Annotated in this window: 20 protein-coding genes; 8 read left to right on the top strand and 12 right to left on the bottom strand. The window is 57.4% G+C overall.

Translation table 11 applies throughout. The features are described from left to right. Nucleotides 1-47 precede the first annotated feature (47 nt). Nucleotides 48-1,352, bottom strand: coding sequence for a D-amino acid dehydrogenase (locus J0X03_RS10180; RefSeq protein WP_046687235.1), 1,305 nt, complete (start codon nt 1,350-1,352; stop codon nt 48-50). A gap of 534 nt (nt 1,353-1,886) precedes the next feature. On the opposite strand from J0X03_RS10180, the gene J0X03_RS10175 reads away from it, so the two are divergent. Beyond that, on the top strand, nt 1,887-2,204 hold the full coding sequence (locus tag J0X03_RS10175; protein WP_160204352.1) for an antibiotic biosynthesis monooxygenase family protein: 318 nt from the start codon (nt 1,887-1,889) through the stop codon (nt 2,202-2,204). Between the two features lie 46 nt (nt 2,205-2,250). Here the strand turns inward: J0X03_RS10175 and zinT are convergent, their stop codons facing one another. After that, nucleotides 2,251-2,901 (bottom strand): metal-binding protein ZinT, encoded by a 651-nt coding sequence (gene zinT, locus J0X03_RS10170; RefSeq protein ID WP_033643330.1) that lies wholly within the window; start codon nt 2,899-2,901, stop codon nt 2,251-2,253. A gap of 298 nt (nt 2,902-3,199) precedes the next feature. Here zinT and J0X03_RS10165 point away from each other — a divergent pair, with 298 nt between their 5' ends. Next, nucleotides 3,200-4,735: a SpoVR family protein gene (locus J0X03_RS10165; protein ID WP_033643331.1), complete on the top strand. Its 1,536-nt coding sequence runs from the start codon at nt 3,200-3,202 to the stop codon at nt 4,733-4,735. Nucleotides 4,736-4,792: 57 nt separating this feature from the next. On the opposite strand, the gene fadR is transcribed toward J0X03_RS10165, so the two are convergent. Then, the gene (fadR, locus tag J0X03_RS10160) at nt 4,793-5,512 is read right to left on the bottom strand and encodes a fatty acid metabolism transcriptional regulator FadR (RefSeq protein WP_033643333.1); all 720 of its coding nucleotides are present in this window, start codon (nt 5,510-5,512) and stop codon (nt 4,793-4,795) included. A gap of 243 nt (nt 5,513-5,755) precedes the next feature. Here fadR and nhaB point away from each other — a divergent pair, with 243 nt between their 5' ends. The 3 genes from nhaB (at nt 5,756) to J0X03_RS10145 (ending at nt 9,384) form a co-directional block, all read left to right on the top strand. Further along, nucleotides 5,756-7,321, top strand: a complete 1,566-nt coding sequence (gene nhaB / locus J0X03_RS10155; protein ID WP_033643334.1) for a sodium/proton antiporter NhaB — start codon at nt 5,756-5,758, stop codon at nt 7,319-7,321. A 120-nt stretch (nt 7,322-7,441) separates the two neighbouring features. Then, nucleotides 7,442-7,972: a disulfide bond formation protein DsbB gene (gene dsbB / locus J0X03_RS10150; protein ID WP_033643335.1), complete on the top strand. Its 531-nt coding sequence runs from the start codon at nt 7,442-7,444 to the stop codon at nt 7,970-7,972. Between the two features lie 650 nt (nt 7,973-8,622). Continuing rightward, a complete protein-coding gene (locus tag J0X03_RS10145; RefSeq protein WP_033643337.1) occupies nt 8,623-9,384 on the top strand; it encodes an aspartyl/asparaginyl beta-hydroxylase domain-containing protein in 762 nt (253 codons plus the stop codon). 118 nt (nt 9,385-9,502) lie between these two features. Here J0X03_RS10145 and J0X03_RS10140 read toward each other — a convergent pair whose 3' ends face one another. The 4 genes from J0X03_RS10140 to J0X03_RS10125 form a co-directional block, all read right to left on the bottom strand. Continuing rightward, nucleotides 9,503-9,949 (bottom strand): YcgN family cysteine cluster protein, encoded by a 447-nt coding sequence (locus tag J0X03_RS10140; RefSeq protein WP_025159803.1) that lies wholly within the window; start codon nt 9,947-9,949, stop codon nt 9,503-9,505. Nucleotides 9,950-10,071: 122 nt separating this feature from the next. Then, nucleotides 10,072-10,728 (bottom strand): fumarylacetoacetate hydrolase family protein, encoded by a 657-nt coding sequence (locus J0X03_RS10135; protein ID WP_033643338.1) that lies wholly within the window; start codon nt 10,726-10,728, stop codon nt 10,072-10,074. A gap of 58 nt (nt 10,729-10,786) precedes the next feature. Then, the gene (locus tag J0X03_RS10130; protein WP_089197699.1) at nt 10,787-11,809 is read right to left on the bottom strand and encodes a lytic murein transglycosylase; all 1,023 of its coding nucleotides are present in this window, start codon (nt 11,807-11,809) and stop codon (nt 10,787-10,789) included. 28 nt (nt 11,810-11,837) lie between these two features. Continuing rightward, nucleotides 11,838-12,110, bottom strand: a complete 273-nt coding sequence (locus J0X03_RS10125; RefSeq protein WP_033643340.1) for a YcgL domain-containing protein — start codon at nt 12,108-12,110, stop codon at nt 11,838-11,840. 136 nt (nt 12,111-12,246) lie between these two features. On the opposite strand from J0X03_RS10125, the gene minC reads away from it, so the two are divergent. The 3 genes from minC to minE are packed head-to-tail and all read left to right on the top strand — an operon-like array spanning nt 12,247 to nt 14,053. Then, nucleotides 12,247-12,942 carry a septum site-determining protein MinC gene (gene minC, locus J0X03_RS10120; RefSeq protein ID WP_033650952.1) on the top strand — a complete coding sequence of 232 codons (696 nt, stop codon included), beginning with the start codon at nt 12,247-12,249 and terminating at the stop codon, nt 12,940-12,942. 25 nt (nt 12,943-12,967) lie between these two features. Beyond that, nucleotides 12,968-13,780, top strand: coding sequence for a septum site-determining protein MinD (gene minD / locus J0X03_RS10115; RefSeq protein WP_004932300.1), 813 nt, complete (start codon nt 12,968-12,970; stop codon nt 13,778-13,780). A 3-nt stretch (nt 13,781-13,783) separates the two neighbouring features. After that, nucleotides 13,784-14,053 carry a cell division topological specificity factor MinE gene (gene minE / locus J0X03_RS10110; protein WP_004932303.1) on the top strand — a complete coding sequence of 90 codons (270 nt, stop codon included), beginning with the start codon at nt 13,784-13,786 and terminating at the stop codon, nt 14,051-14,053. A gap of 237 nt (nt 14,054-14,290) precedes the next feature. Here the strand turns inward: minE and rnd are convergent, their stop codons facing one another. The 5 genes from rnd to yoaA all read right to left on the bottom strand — a co-directional run bounded on the left by rnd (nt 14,291) and on the right by yoaA (nt 20,781). Then, nucleotides 14,291-15,412, bottom strand: a complete 1,122-nt coding sequence (rnd, locus tag J0X03_RS10105; protein ID WP_096242316.1) for a ribonuclease D — start codon at nt 15,410-15,412, stop codon at nt 14,291-14,293. Nucleotides 15,413-15,493: 81 nt separating this feature from the next. Continuing rightward, nucleotides 15,494-17,182: a long-chain-fatty-acid--CoA ligase FadD gene (gene fadD, locus J0X03_RS10100; protein WP_033643344.1), complete on the bottom strand. Its 1,689-nt coding sequence runs from the start codon at nt 17,180-17,182 to the stop codon at nt 15,494-15,496. A 209-nt stretch (nt 17,183-17,391) separates the two neighbouring features. Further along, nucleotides 17,392-17,982, bottom strand: a complete 591-nt coding sequence (locus J0X03_RS10095) for a Slp family lipoprotein (protein ID WP_021503867.1) — start codon at nt 17,980-17,982, stop codon at nt 17,392-17,394. 101 nt (nt 17,983-18,083) lie between these two features. After that, complete coding sequence (gene tsaB / locus J0X03_RS10090; RefSeq protein ID WP_089194857.1) at nt 18,084-18,785, bottom strand: tRNA (adenosine(37)-N6)-threonylcarbamoyltransferase complex dimerization subunit type 1 TsaB; 702 nt, start codon at nt 18,783-18,785, stop codon at nt 18,084-18,086. A 79-nt stretch (nt 18,786-18,864) separates the two neighbouring features. Further along, on the bottom strand, nt 18,865-20,781 hold the full coding sequence (gene yoaA, locus J0X03_RS10085) for a DNA repair helicase YoaA (protein ID WP_004932318.1): 1,917 nt from the start codon (nt 20,779-20,781) through the stop codon (nt 18,865-18,867). Nucleotides 20,782-20,848 lie beyond the last annotated feature (67 nt).

Raw genomic sequence — 20,848 nt, 5'->3', positions numbered from 1 at the left:
CACGCGCGCCTGCGCGTGGCCGAAAAAGTCTATGACAGCGTCGACGATTAACGTGCGGGATGCACGTCGTTCAGCGGAACCGCGTGTTGCTGGCGAAATCCGGCGCTGTAACGCGCCACCGCCAGGTCATCGGAAGGGATTGCCGGCGTAATGCCGGACATCAGATCGGACAACAACTGCCCGGAACCGCAGGCCATGGTCCAGCCGAGCGTGCCATGCCCGGTGTTGAGGTACAGGTTTTTCAACGAGGTGCGGCCGACGATCGGCGTGCCGTCCGGCGTCATCGGGCGCAAGCCGGTCCAGAACGTCGCCTCTTCCACTCTGCCGCCGTTCGGGTAGAGATCGCGCACCACCATCTCCAGCGTTTCTCGCCGCTTTTGCTCCAGCTGAGTATTGAAACCGACGATCTCCGCCATGCCGCCGACGCGAATGCGCTGGTCGAAGCGCGTGATGGCGATTTTATACGTCTCATCCAGTACCGTAGAGAATGGCGCCGCCGCCTCATCGACGATAGGGATCGTCAGCGAATAGCCCTTGAGCGGGTAAACCGGAATAGACACCAGGCCGCGCAGCAGCGCCGTGGAGTACGAACCGAACGCCACCACATAGCTATCGGCTTTGAACACTTCCTCGCCGCACTGTACGCCGGCGATCTTGTCCCCCTCCACCAACAGACGGTCTACGCTGCGGTTGAACAGGAAGGTCACGCCCGCCTGCTCAGCCATCTTCGCCAACTGTTGCGTAAACAGTTGGCAATCGCCGGTTTCGTCGTTCGGCAACTGCAGGCCGCCGGTCAGCTTGTGCGCCACCTGCGCCAGCGCAGGCTCAACGCTGCCGAGTTGGCCGGCCTCCAGCAATCGGTAAGGCACTCCGGCATCTTCCAATACCGCAATATCTTTCGCGGCGTTTTCGAACTGTTGTTGGGTGCGGAACAGCTGCAGCGTGCCGCCCTGACGGCCTTCGTACTGGATGCCGGTTTCCTGCCGCAGCGCCTTGATGCAGTCGCGGCTGTATTCCGCCAGGCGCACCATGCGGCCTTTGTTGGTCATGTAGTGTTCGGTGTTGCAGTTTTTCAGCATCTGCCACATCCAGTTCAGCTGGAAGCTGCTGCCGTCGAGACGGATCGCCAGCGGCGCATGGCGTTGGAACATCCACTTAATGGCCTTCAGCGGCACGCCCGGCGCCGCCCAGGGAGCGGCATAGCCCGGTGAAATCTGCCCGGCGTTCGCCGCGCTGGTTTCCAGTGCCGGGCCAGGCTGACGATCGATCACCGTCACCTCATGCCCAGCCTTCGCCAAATACCAGGCACTGGCTACGCCCACCACTCCACTACCTAAAATTACCACTCGCATCGCTGACTCCAGCCCAAGGCTTCACAAAGCACAATCTTCTGCTAACAGGAAATTAACTCAGTGAAAAAATCCGTCCAACAACTTCGTCATCAAACGTGACAATATTCACAATTAATTTATCGTCGATGGCCCGCGCATTTGCAATAGCCGCCAGAAAATAGCGATAAGGTACGGTTTAAGGGGGTTTATGGCGCGAGGTCACCCCTGATCCGCTAGCATTGCTATCATTGATGTCATGGAAAATTGGCGTGATAAGCAACATGGATTTAACAGAATATAAAAATATCAGCTAACCTATAAATAGAATAAAAAACCACAAAAACAAAAAATACCAAAACAACTGGCAAATAACGGCACCACCCGCTGCAGCAGAAAAATCGCGTAAATTTTCAGCCCTTAATAGCCTTATTTTTACTGTTGGAATAAAGCGGCGTTCACTGTGGCGCCATCTTGTTTTCGCTGCAGCACGATATGAACGTTCAAGCCCCCAGCCGCGCCTAGAGTTCATACTGTCGCTATTCAGGAGAACCTCGCATGTTCATCGCTCTCTATCAGTTCTCAGTCAAAACCGGACACGAACACGCTTTTCGCCAGGCCTGGCTTGAATTGACGCAGGGCATCTATCAGCAACGCGGCAGCCTGGGCTCGCGCCTGCATCGGGAGGTGAACGGCGAATATATCGGCTATGCGCAGTGGCCAAGCCGCTCGGCATGGGAAAACGCCGGTGATATTCAGCTGGATGAACGGTACCGAGCGGCTCGGGATCGTATGCGCGCCACTTTATTGGCGGATGAAACGCTATTTGAAATGGACGTCACGGACGATTACCTGCAAATCAGGTCGTTCGACTGACCACAAGCCCACGCGTGCGGGCTTGTGGTGGCAGAAGAGAGAAGCATCAATGATGCAGCATCTCGTCCACGACTTCTTTGGTCTGCAGCTGGAATGGGTAGTAGGTCGGCCAGTTATCCATCTCTTTCAGCAACGCCTCCTGCGACGTGTTGCCCATAAAGATATGGAAATGCGCCGATTTGCGCGGCCCGATAATGTGATCGCTGAACTGTACGAATTTCGGCGCCTGGCTGTCGGCATCCTGGCACTCGAACAGATAACGCACGCCTTTCTTACCGGAGACATACGTTAGGATCTTATGCCCGGCGTACTTGTACTGACAGGCGCTGGATTGGTCGCCACGGTGAAATTCCATGATACCGTTCTCAATGCCAATGGTATCCACATCGGTGGCGTAACCTTTGCGGTAATACGCCTTCACCTCTGCGAAGGTTTTGCTCTTATCCTGCGCCGCTTTCTTCTTGAACACCGGGTCAAGATCCCCATTGATCAGATACGGATACACGGATTGCCATACGCCCTCCCAATCCGCCAGGTCGCGATCTTTGACGTCTTTATCGTCGAACACGCCTCCCTCCGCCTTTTTTTCCACTTCCGTCAGCGGCTTGCCATGTGAATGATGCCCGTGAGCCAACGTTTGCCCACTGATGAACAGCGCCGCCAGCGCCACTGCCAATTTGCCCAAATGCCTCGTCAAAACGCGCTCCTTGTCCGTTATTGAGAAAAATGAAAAGTTACAATATAACATAACAGTTTTCAATCCCTGTCGCACAGCAGGCAATGTGTTGCACGCCCCTGCCGCAGGGCTATACTCGGAGAAGATGCGCGGTGTTGCACCGCCTTCTGCCGGGACGGGCGCCGGATCGACCGCCGTTCGCCCCTTTGCGTACCGGCATTTTTATTTCACTGATTTGCAATGGTTAATTATGACTTGAACTATGCTTGTTACAGGGTCTGCCGTTTGAGCAAGGCCCGTGAATAATGAGGGTGCGCTGATGACTACTTCAACACATGACAAGGTTAAGGATGATAAACGTCTGAGCGATGGACCGGACTGGACGTTCGAACTGCTGCAGGTGTATTTGGAGCAGATCGACCGCGTCGCCAAGCATTACCGGCTCGACACCTACCCCCATCAGATCGAGGTGATCACCTCAGAACAGATGATGGACGCCTATTCGAGCGTCGGCATGCCGATCAACTATACCCATTGGTCCTTCGGCAAAAAATTCATCGAAACCGAGCAGCGCTACAAACAGGGCCAGCAAGGGCTGGCGTATGAAATCGTCATCAACTCCAATCCCTGCATCGCCTACCTGATGGAGGAGAACACCATCACCATGCAGGCGCTGGTGATGGCGCACGCCTGCTATGGCCACAACTCGTTCTTCAAGAATAACTACCTGTTCCGCAGTTGGACCGACGCCAGCTCCATCGTCGATTACCTGCTGTTTGCTCGCCACTACATCAGCCAGTGCGAAGAACGCTACGGCGTCGAAGAAGTGGAACGGCTGCTGGACTCCTGCCATGCGCTGATGAACTACGGGGTCGACAGGTACAAACGCCCGCAAAAAATCTCTTTGGTGGAAGAAAAAGCGCGCCAGAAAAGCCGCGAAGAGTATCTGCAAAGCCAGGTGAATACGCTGTGGAAGACCCTGCCACGCGTCGAGCGCGAAGAGTCGCCTGAGCAGGCGCGCCGATATCCGAGCGAACCGCAGGAAAATATCCTCTATTTTATCGAGAAGAATGCGCCGCTGCTGGAACCGTGGCAGCGTGAGGTGCTGCGCATCGTGCGCAAAGTCAGCCAATATTTCTACCCGCAAAAACAGACCCAGGTAATGAACGAGGGGTGGGCAACCTTCTGGCACTACACCATCCTTAACCATCTTTACGACGAAGGCCGGGTGACCGAGCGGTTCATGCTGGAGTTTTTGCACAGCCACACCAACGTGGTTTATCAGCCGCCGTACAACAGCCCATACTATAACGGCATCAACCCCTACGCGCTGGGCTTCGCCATGTTCCAGGACATCAAGCGCATCTGCCAATCGCCGACCGAGGAAGATCGCTACTGGTTCCCGGACATCGCCGGTAAAGACTGGTTGGACACGTTGCACTTCGCCATGCGCGACTTTAAGGATGAGAGCTTTATCAGCCAGTTCCTGTCGCCCAAAGTGATGCGCGACTTCCGCTTGTTTACCGTGCTGGACGACGATCGCAACAACTACCTGGAAATTGCCGCGATCCATAACGAAGCGGGCTACCGGGCAATCCGCCAGGAGCTGTCGGCTCAATACAATCTGAGCAACCACGAGCCGAACATTCAGATCTGGAACGTAGACCTGCGCGGCGATCGTTCGCTGACGCTGCGCTACATCCCGCAGGAGCGCGCGCCGCTCGATAAGAGCCGCCGCGACGTGTTGAAGCACCTGCATCGCCTGTGGGGCTTCGACGTGATCCTCGAGCAGCAAAACGAAGACGGCAGCGTGGAATTGCTCGACCGCTGCCCGCCGCGGCCTACGCCGCTGTAACCGCCATAACGACAAAGGGCGCCAACACGGCGCCCTTATTATGTCATTCGCACGGCATCAGCGGCGCGCTTCGGTCAGATCGCTCGGCATGGTGCCCTGCATGCTCTGCCAAATCGCCCCGCTGTCTTTACCGTAGTTGCGCACGGTGTCCATCACCTGGTCGTACAGCTTCTCATGGCAAAGCGTAGACAGCTTGCTGTAGAAGGTCAGCGCCAGCTTGCGCGCTTCCGGGTTGGAGAAGTAGTAACGGCCCACGCGGGTGTACAGCCCTTTCAGGCCGTTGAAAATCAGGCCATAGATCGGGTTGCCGGAAGCGAACGCCAGACCACGGAAGATCTCATAGTCCAGGACATTGAAGGCATCCGCCTGATCTTCCACCTCGGCGGCTTTCGCCAGCACTTCCTGCGCCTGCTCAGGATGATTGCGCACCGCAGCGCGAATAAAGATCGACGCGATATTGGTACGCACGGACAGCAGGTTATCGATCAGCTGCGGGACGCTTTTGTGATCGAGACGAGCCACGGTCTCAAGGATATTGAGGCCGGACGTTTCCCAGAAATTGTTCACTTTGGTCGGTTTACCATGCTGTATGGTCAACCAGCCATCGCGGGCCAGACGTTGCAACACTTCACGTAACGTGGTGCGCGTGACGCCAATCAACTCCGAAAGCTCACGCTCCGCGGGCAAAATAGAGCCAGGGGGGAAGCGATTATTCCAAATACTCTCAATAATGTACTCTTCCGCGAAACCGGCAGGACTCTGCGCCTTTATGACCATGTGTTTGACGTTCCGTTGCGACGATAAAATCAGTAAAAGTAATCAGCTCATCATACCAGATCACACAGACATGACATAGCGTGAGCGAAAAACAATAAACGAAAGTGTGCATAAAGTGGCAAAAAACGCGCAAAAACACCGGCCCTGAGAAATTTGCCGCCGTAAAACAAGCTCCGGTTGCGCCCGCCCCCGCCGCGTTGTTAGGGTACGTGCTACGACTGATTTAAGGATGCATAAAGGACAATGGAAACAACCCTGCGCAGCGCCCTGCTCAAAAACTTCCTGGGGCAATCTCCCGACTGGTACAAACTGACCATTCTCATTTTCCTGGCGATCAACCCGCTGGTGTTCTTTTTCGCCAGCCCGTTTCTCGCGGGTTGGCTGTTGGTGATCGAGTTCATCTTTACCCTGGCGATGGCGTTGAAATGTTACCCGCTGCTGCCGGGCGGCCTGCTGGCGCTGGAGGCCGTGGCCATCGGCATGACCAGCCCGGCGCAGGTTTCGCAGGAAATCGAACATAATCTGGAAGTGCTGCTGCTGCTGGTCTTTATGGTGGCCGGCATCTACTTTATGAAGCAACTGCTGCTGTTCGTGTTCACCAAACTGCTGCTCAATATCCGCTCGAAAACGCTGCTGTCACTGGCGTTCTGCCTGGCGGCCGCCTTCCTTTCCGCCTTCCTCGATGCGCTGACGGTCGTGGCGGTGGTGATCAGCGTCGCCACGGGGTTCTATTCCATCTATCACAATGTGACGTCGAACCGCTCTGACGGCGACATCGGCGATGACAGCGATTTCACCGGCGAAGAGCGCAAGCAGACGCTGGAGCAATTCCGCGCCTTTCTGCGCAGCCTGCTGATGCACGCCGGCGTCGGCACCGCGCTCGGCGGAGTCATGACCATGGTGGGCGAGCCACAGAACCTGATCATCGCCAAAAGCGCGGGCTGGGGCTTTATCGACTTCTTCCTGCGGATGGCGCCGGTCACTTTGCCAGTGCTGGCATGCGGCCTGCTGGTCTGCTGGCTGGTAGAGCGTTTTCGCCTGTTTGGCTACGGCACGCCACTGCCGGAAGCGGTGCGTGAGGTGCTGAAAGAGTATGATCGCAAGGCCACCGCAGGCCGCAGCAAGCAAGAAAGGCTCAAGCTGGTGATGCAGGCGCTGATCGGCGTTTGGCTGGTGCTGGCGCTGGCCTTCCACCTGGCGGAAGTCGGGCTGATCGGCCTGTCGGTCATCATTCTCGCCACATCGCTGTGCGGCGTGAACGACGAACACGCCATCGGCAAAGCGTTCCAGGAGGCGCTGCCGTTCACCGCCCTGCTGACGGTATTTTTCACCGTGGTGGCCGTGATCATTGAGCAACACCTGTTCAGCCCGGTGATCCAGTTTGTACTGCGCGCCGAGCCCGCTTCTCAGCTTTCGCTGTTCTACCTGTTCAACGGTCTGCTGTCGTCGGTTTCCGACAACGTATTCGTCGGCACGGTTTACATCAACGAAGCGCGCACCGCGCTGGAAACCGGCGCCATTGCGCTGAAACAGTTCGAACTGCTGGCGGTCGCCATCAATACCGGCACCAACCTGCCTTCGGTCGCGACCCCTAACGGCCAGGCGGCGTTCCTGTTCCTTTTGACGTCGGCCTTGGCGCCGCTGGTGCGTCTGTCGTATGGCCGCATGGTGTGGATGGCTCTGCCTTATACGATCGTATTGACCGTGGTCGGCCTGCTGTGCGTACAGTTCACGCTGGAGCCGGCGACTGAACTGTTGACACAGTGGCACTGGCTGACGCTGCCGCCTGTCGACGCCATCGGCCACTGATGCGGCGCCGGCAGGGTAAACCGACTATTTTTACGCTGAAACCGGCCCAGGTGGCTGGCAGCGAGGGGGAATTGGTTTACACTGCCGGTTCAATTGCTTACTGCATGGAAGAATCTAGATATGTTGCAATTCTTTAACCGCTGTTCACAAGGACGCGGCGCCTGGCTGCTGATGGCCCTGACAGCGTTGGTGTTGGAACTGGTCGCGCTCTATTTCCAGCACGTTATGCTGCTGCAGCCCTGCGTCATGTGCATTTACGAGCGTTGCGCGCTGTTCGGCATCCTCGGCGCCTCACTGGTGGGCGCCATCGCGCCGAAAACGCCGCTGCGCTATGTGGCGATCCTGCTGTGGATCTACAGCGCCTGGGAAGGCGTACAGCTGGCGTGGAAACACACCATGATCCAACTGCACCCCTCGCCGTTCAATACCTGCGATTTCTTCGTCAGCTTCCCGTCCTGGCTGCCGCTGGATAAATGGCTGCCTGCGGTGTTCCACGCTTCCGGTGACTGTTCCGTGCGTCAATGGCAGTTCCTGACGCTGGAAATGCCACAGTGGCTGGTGGGTATCTTCGGTGCCTATCTGCTGGTGGCGCTGATTGTGCTGATCGCGCAATTTGTTCGCCCACGCCGCCGCGATTTGTTCGGCCGCTGATAGGCCAACAAACAAAAAACGGCGCCTCAGGGCGCCGTTTTTTTAGGGTATTACTGTTGAATTCAGAGATAACCCCATTTCAGGTATGTGTAAGGAAGTAAACGAGCACGATCAGTGCCCCAGCTACGGCAAACAGACGGACCATTTTCATTGTTATGCTCTCGAACTTGCGGGAGAGCGGCCAAATTACCCAACTTATCGTTTAAAAAGAAGCATCCTGGCTCGATTAAGCGCGTAATTTACATAACATTAAGCTTCTGCGTTGCCAGCGGGCCAACACATGCTGTGCAGGCACTTTCCTCACGGCCTGCGGGCATCAATAAATTACCGTTATTTATGAACGACTGCGTCTTTGTCACATTCAGAGCACAATATTTTGGTGAAGTTTGCCCATAAAATCCTTATAGTATCGGCAAAGTGAGTACTACCGATTTCCCTGGTGTTGTTGTGTGTCTTGCCCCTCATCTTTGCAGGGGCTTTTTTCCTTCTCCCCCCAACCGTCAGTCCCCGCTGCCTTTAAATAAATCATTCAAATTTAACTCTGCGCGGTATCACTCATCGGCCATCGCTCGCGCACTAATGATTAAAATCGTTCGTGATTCTTTCCTTATGCTGAATGCAGTAGGCCAATGATATCAAGGACACGATTTATGCCGGATAGCACCTTTCCCCCCACGTCTCAGCGCCCGTTCCTGCGGCGCATGCTGCTCAAAGCAGGGAAAAAATTCCTGCGCTGGAACGGCGAATTTCAGACTCGCCATTCGCTCATCTCCACTACGCCGCGGATCGGTAATCATGAATTTAATTGGGTGACGGCGCTGGAAGCCCGTTGGCCTGCCATTCGCCAAGAGTTGGATCGGTTACTGGAGCACCCGGAGGACATCCCCGCGTTCCACCAAATATCACCGGATCAGAAACGCATCTCCAAAGGGGATAATTGGAAAACCTTCGGGCTGTTTGTCTACGGGCAGCGCGTTGATGAGAACTGCGCCATTTGTCCGCACACCGCACAGGCGGTCAGCGAGATCCCCGGCATGCGCACCGCCATGTTTTCGATCCTTAAGCCGCACTATCACATCGTCCCCCACAAAGGCCCGACTCGCGCCGTGGTGCGCGCGCATTTGGGATTGATCGTGCCAAAGGATCGGGAAAAGCTCTGGATCCGCGTCGACGATCAGATCCTGCACTGGGATGAAGGCAAGGTCATTTTGTTTGATGACTCTTATGAACACGAGGTGCGCAATGATACCGACGAACTGCGTGCGGTGCTGTTTCTCGATATCGACCGGCCGATGGACAAAGTGGGGACGGCGGTAAATAAACTGCTGTTCAGCCTGATTAAAGCCAGCCCTTACGTGAAGCAGCCGCTGAAAAATCTGGCCAACTGGCGCCGCCGCGACAAAAAAGAGTGAAGTGACGGCTTATGCCATAACCTCACGCCTGCCGGTTAGCGCAATTGCAGAGGGCGGCGTGTCCTGACACGCCGCCCTCTTGCATGAAAACGCGCCTTGCTGCGCAAGGGGGCCGGCGTTATCTAGCCCAGTCCGGCTTGTTGAGGATATGGTCCTGCCAGTCCACCACTTCGCTCTCGCGCACCGCGATATGCCGCACCGTGATGCGCTCACCGTGCATCGCCGCCTTGGAGCCGCTCAGCAACGGGTGCCAGGGGAACAGCGGCTTGCCTTCGCCGATCAGGCGATAGGCGCAGGTCGGCGGCAACCAATCGAAGGTGGTGAGGTTTTCGCGCGTCAATTTGATGCAGTCCTCTTCCAGCTCGAAGCGCCGCTCGTAGTTACGGCATTGGCAGGATTTGATGTTGAGCTGGTTGCAGGCTACGTTGGTAAAATAAATCTCGTCGGTATCTTCGTCGATCAGCTTATTCAAACAGCATTGCCCGCACCCGTCGCACAGCGATTCCCACTCTTGTTCTGACATTTCCGCCAGCGTTTTCTGTTGCCAAAAAGCGAGTTGTGACATGTTAGCGTCCGGTTTCGGTAAATGGATAACTCACCTGCGCACAGGTTCGAGGGGGGACTATATAGACATTTTAGCCGCGAGATGCAAGTTTTGCCGCCGACGATGCCGGCGGCCAACAGCGATCAGATCACCCGGGTGCTGAGCGCTTTACCGTTCAGACTGATTTTCAGCATGTCGCCGGAAGCCATCGGGCCTACGCCCTGCGGCGTGCCAGTCAGGATGATGTCGCCGGCGCGCAGCGTGAAGAAACGGCTCATGTAGCTGATTAGCGGCAGGATCGGCGTGATCATGTCACGCGTATTGCCCTGCTGGCGCAGTTGATCGTTGACGGTCAACGACAGCTCGGCGTTTTGCGGATCGCCGAATTCCGCCACCGGGATAAACCCTGACATCGGACAAGACCCGTCGAAGGCTTTGGCCTTCTCCCAGGGCTGACCGGCCTTTTTAAAACCGGCTTGCAGATCGCGCAGCGTCAGATCAAGCGCCACGCCGTAACCGGCAATCGCACGCGCCACGCGATCTTCGTTGGCCTGCTTCAACGGCGTGCCGATCAGTACCGCCAGCTCTACCTCATGATGCACCGCACCGAACTCTTTAGGGATGGCCACCGGCTGGCGGATATCGCATAACGCCGTCTCCGGTTTGATAAACACCACCGGCTCGACGGACACCGCGCTGCCCATTTCCTTGATGTGATCGGCGTAGTTGCTGCCGACGCAGACCACCTTGTTCACCGGGAAATCGAGCAGCGAACCCTGCCAGTCTCTGTGTTGATACATACCGCTTCTCCCAAACTGTAGAGGCTTGGCGCGCCAAGCCGATTATTGGTGTGCCGGATCAATGCCCGATCGCGTCTGCCATCATACCCACGGCGATAGCGAAATAGTAAGAGCGATTCCAGTGCATCAGGGTGCGGAAATTATCATAGACCAAGAAGGTCCGCCCCTGCAGATCATCCGGCGCGATGATCCAGCCGCGCTGCACGGCGTGCGGCAACGCGCGGCCATCCGCACGGCGCACGCCGCGTTTCTGCCAGTCGTTGACGCTGCGCGCCTGCGCGTCTTTCAGGCCCAGTTCGGCTCGATTGAAGCCGGCGGGCAGTTTGACCTCGCGCCCCCAACCGATGCCGGGCTGCCAGCCCTCTTTGGACAGGTAGCTGGCCGTGGACGCGAAAACGTCGTCAATGTTATTCCAGATATCGATGCGTCCGTCACCGTCGCCGTCCGCCGCATAGCGCAGGAAGGAGCTTGGCATAAACTGACATTGCCCCATCGCGCCGGCCCAGGACCCTTTGAGCGACGTATCGCCAACGTGCCCCTGTTCGACTATCTGCAACGCCGCCAGCAGCTCCCGGCTGAAAAAGGCCTCGCGGCGCCCTTCGAATGCCAGCGTCGCCAGCGCGGACACCACGTCCTCCCGCCCCTGGATCTTGCCATAGGCGCTCTCCATGCCCCACAGCGCGATGATATAGCGCCCCGGCACCCGATAGTGTTCGCTGGCCCGCAGCCATTGCGCATGGCGCTGCCGGTACAGTTCGCGCCCCTGCCGCACCTTGGCGGGCGACATCACCCGCCGCAGGTAATCGTCCAACGTGATCTTCTGCTCCGGCTGATTGCGATCGGCCTTGATCACCCGATCGACGAAATGGATTTGCGCAAAGGCGCGGTCAAGGGTGGCCTGACTGATGCCCTGTTCCCGCGCCCGGCGCTTCAGTTGTTCGACATACGCCGGGAACTGCGCCGGATCGCGCCCGCTGGTCGCCAGCGTCGTCTCCTGCGCCGCCTGCGGTGCGCCCGGCATCATCGCACCGCCCAGCGCCAGCCAAACGGCCAACGCGGTACTTCTCGCCGAACGTGTCATCATGCCTCCCCTGACCGTAGCGGCGGTCTCAGGCCTTGTCGCCCGCCAAATGCTGATTGAGCAGGTTTTCCACCGGCGGCGGGAACTGCAGGTAATAACCTTCGTCTTTCAGCGCCTGTTTCACCTTTTCGATATCCGCCGAGGCCAATTTCTTGCGTTCATCGAGTGAAAGCATCATGGCGAATTGCGGTACGCCGAAACTTTTCATCAGCGCTTCCGGCACACGAGAGAAATCGTCTTTTTTTTCGACATAAAGATAAGTTTGATCGCGTTTCGGGCTTCTATAGATCACACAAAGCATTTTTTTAACTCTATTTAATTGAGGGAGCGTCTTGCCTGGATATAACTCTGACTATAACATGCTTATAGTACATCGGAATATCGCACCCCGAGTGGTATTCCGGGGATTTAAAGTTGCTGAGACTGAGTCAGGATAGATGTCACAATCGCCAATTGAGCTAAAAGGCAGCAGTTTTACCCTATCGGTTGTTCATTTGCATAATTCGCAGCCCGAGGTAATACGCCAGGCGTTACAGGAAAAAGTTGAGCAAGCGCCCGCTTTTCTGAAAAACGCCCCTGTTGTTATCAACGTCGCAACGCTGGATGGCGATGCGAACTGGAAAGAACTTCAACAGGCTGTCGCGGCGGCAGGTCTGCGCGTTGTGGGTATCAGCGGTTGCAGAGATGAGCGTCAAAAGCGCGCGATAGCCCGTGCCGGGCTGCCGTTGCTGAGCGAAGGCAGAGGCCAGAAAATGGCGGCGCCGGAGCCTGCACCTGCGCCCGTGGTGGCGGATAACGCCCCCGCCAAAACGCGTATCATCAGCACCCCTGTCCGTTCCGGCCAACAGATTTACGCCCGCAACTGCGATCTTATCGTGACCAGCAGCGTCAGCGCCGGCGCCGAGCTGATTGCCGACGGCAACATTCATGTCTACGGCATGATGCGCGGTCGCGCGCTGGCAGGCGCGTCAGGCGACACGCAATGTCAGATTTTTTGCACCCACCTGGCGGCTGAGCTAGTCTCTATCGCAGGGCAGTACTGGTTGAGCGACCAAATCCCGTCCGATTACGTCGGGCAGGCCGTACGACTCAGCCTGTTGGATAACGCTTTAACCATACAACCTTTAAATTAAGCCCTTTTGACAAGGAATCCATTTCATGGCACGCATTATTGTTGTTACATCGGGTAAAGGGGGCGTTGGCAAGACCACTTCGAGCGCGGCCATCGCTACCGGCCTGGCCCAGAAAGGCAAGAAAACCGTCGTGATCGATTTCGATATCGGCCTGCGTAATCTTGACCTGATCATGGGCTGCGAACGTCGGGTAGTTTATGATTTCGTGAACGTGATTCAGGGCGACGCCACGCTGAATCAGGCGTTGATCAAAGACAAACGCACTGAAAACCTCTATATCCTGCCGGCTTCGCAGACACGCGACAAAGACGCGTTAACCCGTGAAGGCGTTGAAAAAGTCCTCAACGATCTCGGCGAGATGGATTTTGACTTCGTGGTCTGCGACTCACCGGCCGGTATCGAAACCGGTGCGCTGATGGCGCTGTATTTCGCCGACGAAGCTATCATCACCACCAACCCGGAAGTCTCTTCGGTACGCGACTCCGACCGTATCCTGGGCATCCTTTCCTCCAAATCGCGCCGCGCCGAGAAAGGCGAATCGCCTATCAAGGAACACCTGCTGCTGACCCGTTACAACCCGGGCCGCGTCAGCCGTGGCGACATGCTGAGCATGGAAGACGTGCTGGAAATCCTACGCATTCCATTGGTGGGTGTGATCCCGGAAGACCAGTCCGTACTGCGTGCTTCCAACCAGGGTGAGCCTGTCATTCTGGATGCCGAGTCAGACGCCGGTAAGGCGTATGACGATACCGTTTGCCGCTTGTTGGGAGAAGAACGCCCATTCCGCTTCATTGAAGAAGAGAAGAAGGGTTTCCTGAAACGCCTTTTTGGGGGATAAACCATGGCCTTATTAGACTTCTTTCTGTCCCGCAAAAAACAGACAGCCAATATAGCCAAGGAACGGCTGCAGATTATCGTCGCAGAGCGTCGTCGCGGGGACAGTGAGCCCCCGTATCTGCCTGATTTGAAACGCGATATTCTGGCGGTTATTTGCAAATACATTCAGATCGATCCTGAAATGCTGCATGTGCAGTTCGAGCAGAAAGGGGACGATATTTCGGTACTTGAACTTAACGTGACATTACCGGAATCGGAAGAAGCAGCTAAATGATTGCGACGCATTAATTACCCCCTGTATATTTTATGCAGGGGGTAACTGTATGTGTATCCAGTTATTAAGCATTATCGGCAGCAAAAAATCGATTTTTCCCTTTGGGACAATTCCCAATTAACTTTGCCGCCACCTCGTTTAAAGTAAATTCTGGCCAGATTTACCTTCAACGCATTATTTCCTGCCTATATTCACCCGAGCAGAGTTTCCCTACCCTGCCCTGGTGATAACCAGCGATTAATAATCTTTCAGGATGTCCTGCAACGGCGCCATTAATAAATCGCCGCGCCAGCCGCTGATTAATTCAGGGCGACTCTCGCCGTCCTTCAGTTTCCAATGCCAGTTCAACAATTGGTTAATTTGGCGACGGGATGCCAGCAGCTCGCTGCTCAACCCGCTTTGCTCGCTGACGCTGGCGATAGCGGCCTTGATGTCCTTAAACACCTTCTTGTAGCCCGGCTGATCGATAAGGTTAGCCAACGGCGCCGGCAACTCGGACTCCTCCAGCGCTTCGGCTTCGGCCACCAGCGCCAACAGCGTTTTGCCGTGATAACGGATCTCCGGCCCGCTCAGGCCCAGCGAATCCAGTTCTCCCAGCGAAGACGGCATAAAGCGCGCCACCTGCCACAGGTTCTCCTCGCGAACCACGAAGTTCACCGCCAGATCGCGCTCGCGCGCCTGGCGCAACCGCCATTCCGCCAACTTCTGCAGGCACCCCAGCTGACGCGGGCGCAACTGCCAGGCATTGCTGATTTCGCGATAGGCCACTTCCGGCGCCAGCGCCTCGCTACGGCGTTGGCACAGCAGCAAGCACTCGTTATTGGCCGCAGCGGTCCAGCCGGCCTCTTCAGTCTCCTGCACCAGCTGTTTGGCCATCGGCAGCAGGTAGAACACGTCGGCGGCCGCATACACGCACTGTCTTTCAGTCAGCGGGCGCGCCAGCCAATCGGTGCGCGACTCGCTCTTGTCCAGTTCAACCTTCATGTACTCCGCCACCAGCGTCGCAAAGCCGCAGGAGAGCGGCCGACCGGTAAAGGCCGCCAGGATCTGAGTGTCGATCATCGGCGTCGGCAGCGTTTTAAAGGCGTTGAGAAACACTTCAAGATCTTCACTGCCGGCATGCAGAAACTTCACCACGGCGGTGTCGGCCAGCAGCTCGACAAACGGTTGCCAGTGCTTGATCGGCAGAGGATCGATAAGGGAGAGTTGTTCACCGTCGTAAAGCTGGATCAGGCCCAGCTGCGGATAGTAGGTACGCGTTCTGACAAACTCGGTGTCCAGCGCAACCTGGGCATGCTTTCTCGCCTGCTCGCAGACCTGCTGCAATCCGGCATCGGTAGTGATCAACTGATAATTCAAAACATCATTCTCTTGTAGGATTCAAACACAACAACGCCGGCATTCACCGGCGTTGTTGATAGGCTGACGCGAAAGCAAAACCTAGGCGGCATCGGCCGGCTTAGGCGCTTTTTGCTCATCGCGCAATTCTCGCCGCAAAATCTTGCCGACGTTCGACTTCGGCAGTTCATCGCGGAACTCAACAATTTTAGGCACTTTATACCCGGTCAGGTGGCGTCGGCAATGGGTCAACAGCTCTTCCTTGGTCAGCGAGGCGTCTTTCTTCACCACGCAGATCTTCACCGTTTCGCCGGAGGCCTCGCTGGGCACGCCGATTGCCGCACATTCCAGCACTTTCGGGTGCTGGCTGACCACATCTTCAATCTCGTTCGGATACACGTTGAAACCCGATACCAGGATCATGTCTTTCTTGCGGTCGACGATGCGCACAAATCCCTGATCGTCCACGGTCACCACATCACCGGTCGCCAGCCAGCCGTCTTTCAGCACTTCGTCGGTGGCATCCGGGCGCTGCCAATAGCCTAACATAACTTGCGGCCCTTTGACCCACAGTTCGCCCGGCTCGCCCGGCGGCACGTCATGGCCGTTGTCGTCCACCAACCGAATGTCCGTCGACGGCACCGGCAGACCGATGCTGCCGCTGTAGTGTTTAAGATCGTAAGGGTTGCCGGCCACCAGCGGCGCGCACTCCGTCAGGCCGTAACCTTCCAGCAGGTGTTTGCCGGTGGTTTTCTCCCACTTCTCGGCCACCGATTTTTGCACCGACATGCCGCCGCCGACCGAGAAACGCAGCGTAGAGAAATCGAGCTTGTGGAAGTCTTCGTTGTTCAGCAACGCATTGAACAGCGTATTCACTCCGCTCATGGCGGTGAACGGGTATTTGCCCAATTCTTTCACCAGGCCCGGAATGTCACGCGGGTTGGTGATCAGCAAATTGCGCCCGCCCAGATCGATAAACAGCAGGCAGTTCACCGTCAGCGCGAAAATGTGATACAGCGGCAGCGCCGTCACCACCAGCTCCTGCCCTTCACGGAACAGCGGCGAATAGGCGGCCTTAGCCTGCTCAAGGTTGGCCTGCATGTTGCGGTGCGTCAGCATCGCCCCCTTCGCCACCCCGGTGGTGCCGCCGGTGTATTGCAGGAAAGCCAGATCGGCATTAATGATGTCCGGTTTTACATATTGTAAACGGCGGCCGCGCTGCAGCGCGCTGCGGAAGGAAATGGCGTCCGGCAGGTTGTATTTCGGCACCAGACGCTTAACGTATTTGACCACGAAGTTGACCAACGTGCCCTTGGCGGCCGACAGCTGATCGCCCATGCGCGTCAGGATCACGTGTTTGACCTGGGTGTTGAACACCACTTTTTCCAGCGTATGGGCAAAGTTGGAGACGATGACGATGGCGCTGGCGCCGCTGTCGTTCAACTGGTGCTCCAGCTCGCGCGGGGTATACAGCGGGTTGACGTTGACCACCACCATGCCGGCACGCAGAATGCCGAACAGGGCAATGGGGTATTGCAACAGGTTAGGCATCATCAGCGCGACGCGGTCGCCCTTCTTCAGGCCCAGCTCATTTTGCAGGTAAGCCGCGAAAGCCCGGCTGCGTTCTTCCAGTTTGCGGAAGGTCATCACCTCGCCCATATTGATAAAGGCGGGCTGATCGGCATAGCGCTGCACGGCATGCTCAAACATTTCGATCAACGACGAATAGCGATCGGCATCAATCTCTGCGGGCACATCTGCCGGATACCGTTTTAACCAGACCTTATCCAAGGTATTACTCCTGAAATCATTACTAATTATCATCGCAGCCCTCAAACTCGCAGCCTAACCATAACAATATTTTAACTCAGCAGACCAGTTCGGGTTTTAAACATTACTCAGGTTGCGATGTACGTCACTAATTGTCGGATATTCCTTATCCCAAAAAACAAAAGGGCGGCCTGAGCCGCCCTGTCAAATTTGTTCACATCAAGCGTATGTTACTCGGTTACGATGGTTTGCACCTGTGCCGGGCCGGGGTTGTACCAGCCATAGCCGGCGCCCCAGCCGGGTCCCCACGGGCCACCGCGCCAGCCCCAAGGGCCCATCGGCGCAGGCGGCATCACCACCTGCTGTACCAGATGCCAGCGCTTGAAACCGGTCACGTTCATCGTTACGAAGCGATATGGCGTCATGCCGATCCGCCCCTCTTTCAGGCCGGTGATAGGGCCGACGACGGTCACCAGTTGGCCTTTGAAATCGACCGGTTCGAGGAAGCCGTTCACCGTGGCCAGCAAGCGGCCGTTCGACGGTTCACCCAGTATCGGCCGCGCACCGCTGTCGAGCGGCACCGCCGCGATCTCCAGCAGCGTGCGCCCTTGTTCGTTGGCGACGTTCACCACGGTGCCGCCAAAGCGGGCTTCCGCGCCGGTAAACAGGTTCGGTGCATTTTGTACCGAGGAAAGCTGAGTCACCGGCGAAGGACTGGAGCCTTTGATCGCATCCGGTACGGTGACGCACCCGGTCAGAACCAGCGCGCCGCAGGCGACGGCCAGCAGCGACAGCTTTTTACTTGCAGTGCGGATTAACATGGTCGCAATCTCCTGAAATGCCTGTAACTTTGACCGCGTTTCAGCGCTCAAGTTGCAGGCCTTCATCGCCCGGCATCAACATCAGCACAATAACGCCGCGATTACTCGCGGCCCGGCAGTTTTTTCCAGGTCACTTCATTGCGCAGGTAGGTCGGCTCGGCGTTTTCCACCGCCACCGCCAGCCCCTGTTGCCAGGCGTGCAGCGCCAGCGGCAGCATGTCTTCCGCCTGCGGCAACAGCATCTGGCCGTCGCGCACGCTCAGCGTGGAACCGTTGACCAGATCGGGGTAGGTTTGCCAGCCGGTGCCGACGTGGGCCCATTCGCCCTGCAGGCGCTGTGCGCGCTCGAACGCCTGCGCCGGCGACAGCACCGCCTCGCCTTCGCTTTCCAACCAGCGGCCGTCGGCCTGACGTTCGAACTGCCCCCAGTAGACCTCGCCCATGCGCGCATCGATCGCCGCCAGCACACGCTCCGCGCCGCTGACGCGCCAGGCGCCCTGCGCCATGGTTTGCAGCGTAGAAACGCCGATCATCGGCAGATCGGCGCCCAGCGCCAGGCCCTGAGCGATGCCGATGCCGATGCGCACCCCGGTAAAACTGCCGGGGCCGCGGCCGAAGGCCAGCGCATCGAGCTGGTTGAGCGCCAGGCCGGATTCCGCCAGCACCTGCTGCACCATAGGTAAAATACGTTGCGTATGCTCGCGTGGGCACAGCTCAAACAGGGCGTGGATTTCGCCTTGATTCCAGACGGCGACGGAACAGGCTTCCGTCGCGGTATCGATCGCTAAAATTCGCGTGGACATGCCAACCTCTGGCGGGAATAAAACTGGGTTTTTCATACAGGGCGCGCATTGTAGCACAGCCCCGTAAGCCCTTCATCTTTCACGTGGCCGACGTATCAGCGGCCTGCAAGAAGGCGATCGCCTGCTTCAGATCGCGGGTACGCGGCGTAGGCGGCAGGCTATTGAGGAACACCTCGCCATAAGGGCGCATCACCAGACGGTTATCGCAGATCACCAGCACGCCGCGATCGTCGGTATCGCGGATCAAACGGCCCACCCCCTGTTTCAGGGTGATGACCGCATCCGGCAACTGCACGTCATTGAACGGATCGCCGCCGCGCAGGCGACAATCTTCAATGCGCGCCTTCAGCAGCGGATCGTCCGGTGAGGTAAACGGCAGCTTATCGATGATCACGCACGACAGCGCATCGCCACGCACGTCCACCCCTTCCCAGAAGCTGCTGGTCGCCACCAACAACGCGTTACCGGCGGCGACGAACTGTGCCAACAGCTGCCCTTTGCTGGTTTCCCCTTGCAATAAGACCGGCAGCGTCATCGTGGCGCGGAACTCTTCCGCCAGCTCGCGCATCATCTGGTGCGATGTGCACAAGAAGAAGCAGCGGCCGTTGTTGGCTTCGATTAATGGGCGCAGCATGCGCGCCAGCTGGCGCGCCCCGCCGGGCTGATTCGGCGAAGGCAAAAAGCGCGGCACGCACAGCAACGCCTGTTTGGCATAGTCGAACGGGCTCGGCAACAGCAGCGTTTTGGCCTTGGTCAGCCCCAGCCGTTCGGTGAAGTGACCCAACTGATCGTTGACCGACAGCGTCGCCGAGGTAAAGATCCAGCTGCCCGGCTTCTCGTCCAGCATTTCGCGGAAACGATCGGCCACCGTCAGCGGCGTCAGCGCCAACACGAAGTGGCGCGAATTGCACTCATACCAATAGCTGTAGCCCGGTTCCGTCACCGCCTTGAGGCGTTTGAGACGCGCGCGGTACAGCGTGGCGCGCTCAAAGGCGGCGTCCAGCAGCGCCGAACGCCCCAGCGACAGTTTCATGACGTCATAACACAGCTCCAGCGCGTCATCGAGCAGCAACAAAGCACGCTGCACGTTCGGTTCGCCGAGCACATCCCGCAGGTTGCCGCGAAAACCCGGCTCCCCCAGATTCAGACGGAAATCTTGCGTGCTCAGGCTGAGACGGTCGGCGCTTTTTTGCAGTTGGGCGGCATCGCGCACCTCGGTGCGGTAGGCGATGGTGATGTCCTTCGCCAGATCCAGCAGTTGGCGGCTGGTGAGCTGCTGGCCGAAATACTGGCTGGCGATGTCGGGAATTTGGTGCGCCTCATCGAAAATCATCACCTCGGCTTCCGGGATCAGCTCGGCGAAGCCGCCCTCTTTCACCACCATATCCGCCAGGAACAGGTGATGGTTCACCACCACCACATCCGCATCCATCGCGCGGCGGCGCGCTTTGACCACGAAGCAATCCTGATACAGCGGGCAGTCGCTGCCGAGACAGTTGTCATTGGTGCTGGTCACCAATGGCCAGACGAAGCTGTCTTCCGCCACTTCGCTGCAGGTGCTGATATCACCCTCTTTGGTCTGCGACGACCACTTGCGCAGTTGCACCAGATCGATCAACGTCTGCCCCGCCAGCTCCCCGCCGGCCATCGACTGTTGCTCAAGACGCTCCAGACACAGGTAGTTGGAGCGCCCCTTCAGCAGCGCCAGCTTGCCTTTGTACTTCAGCGCCTTGGCGACGGTGGGCAGATCGCGCGCATACAGCTGATCCTGCAGCGCTTTCGAACCGGTGGAGATGATCACTTTGCGATCGGCACGCAGCGCCGGCGCCAGATAAGCGAAGGTTTTGCCGGTGCCGGTGCCGGCTTCCACCACCAGTTCCTGCTTGAAATTGATCGCTTCGGTAACGGCTTGCGCCATCTGCCGCTGCGGCTCACGCGGTTTGAATCCCTTGATAGCCTGCGCCAATGCGCCGTCTGTTGCAAAATCGTCTGTCACGCTGTCTCTCTGCCGGTGTCATTCAGCGGTGATTATGCCAAGCCTGCCGCCCGGCTACCACCCACTT

This window comes from Serratia ureilytica, from assembly GCF_017309605.1.
Classification (GTDB): Bacteria; Pseudomonadota; Gammaproteobacteria; order Enterobacterales; family Enterobacteriaceae; genus Serratia; species Serratia ureilytica.
Note: the sequence above shows the minus strand (reverse complement) of the source record. Positions and strands in the feature narration are given on the sequence as shown.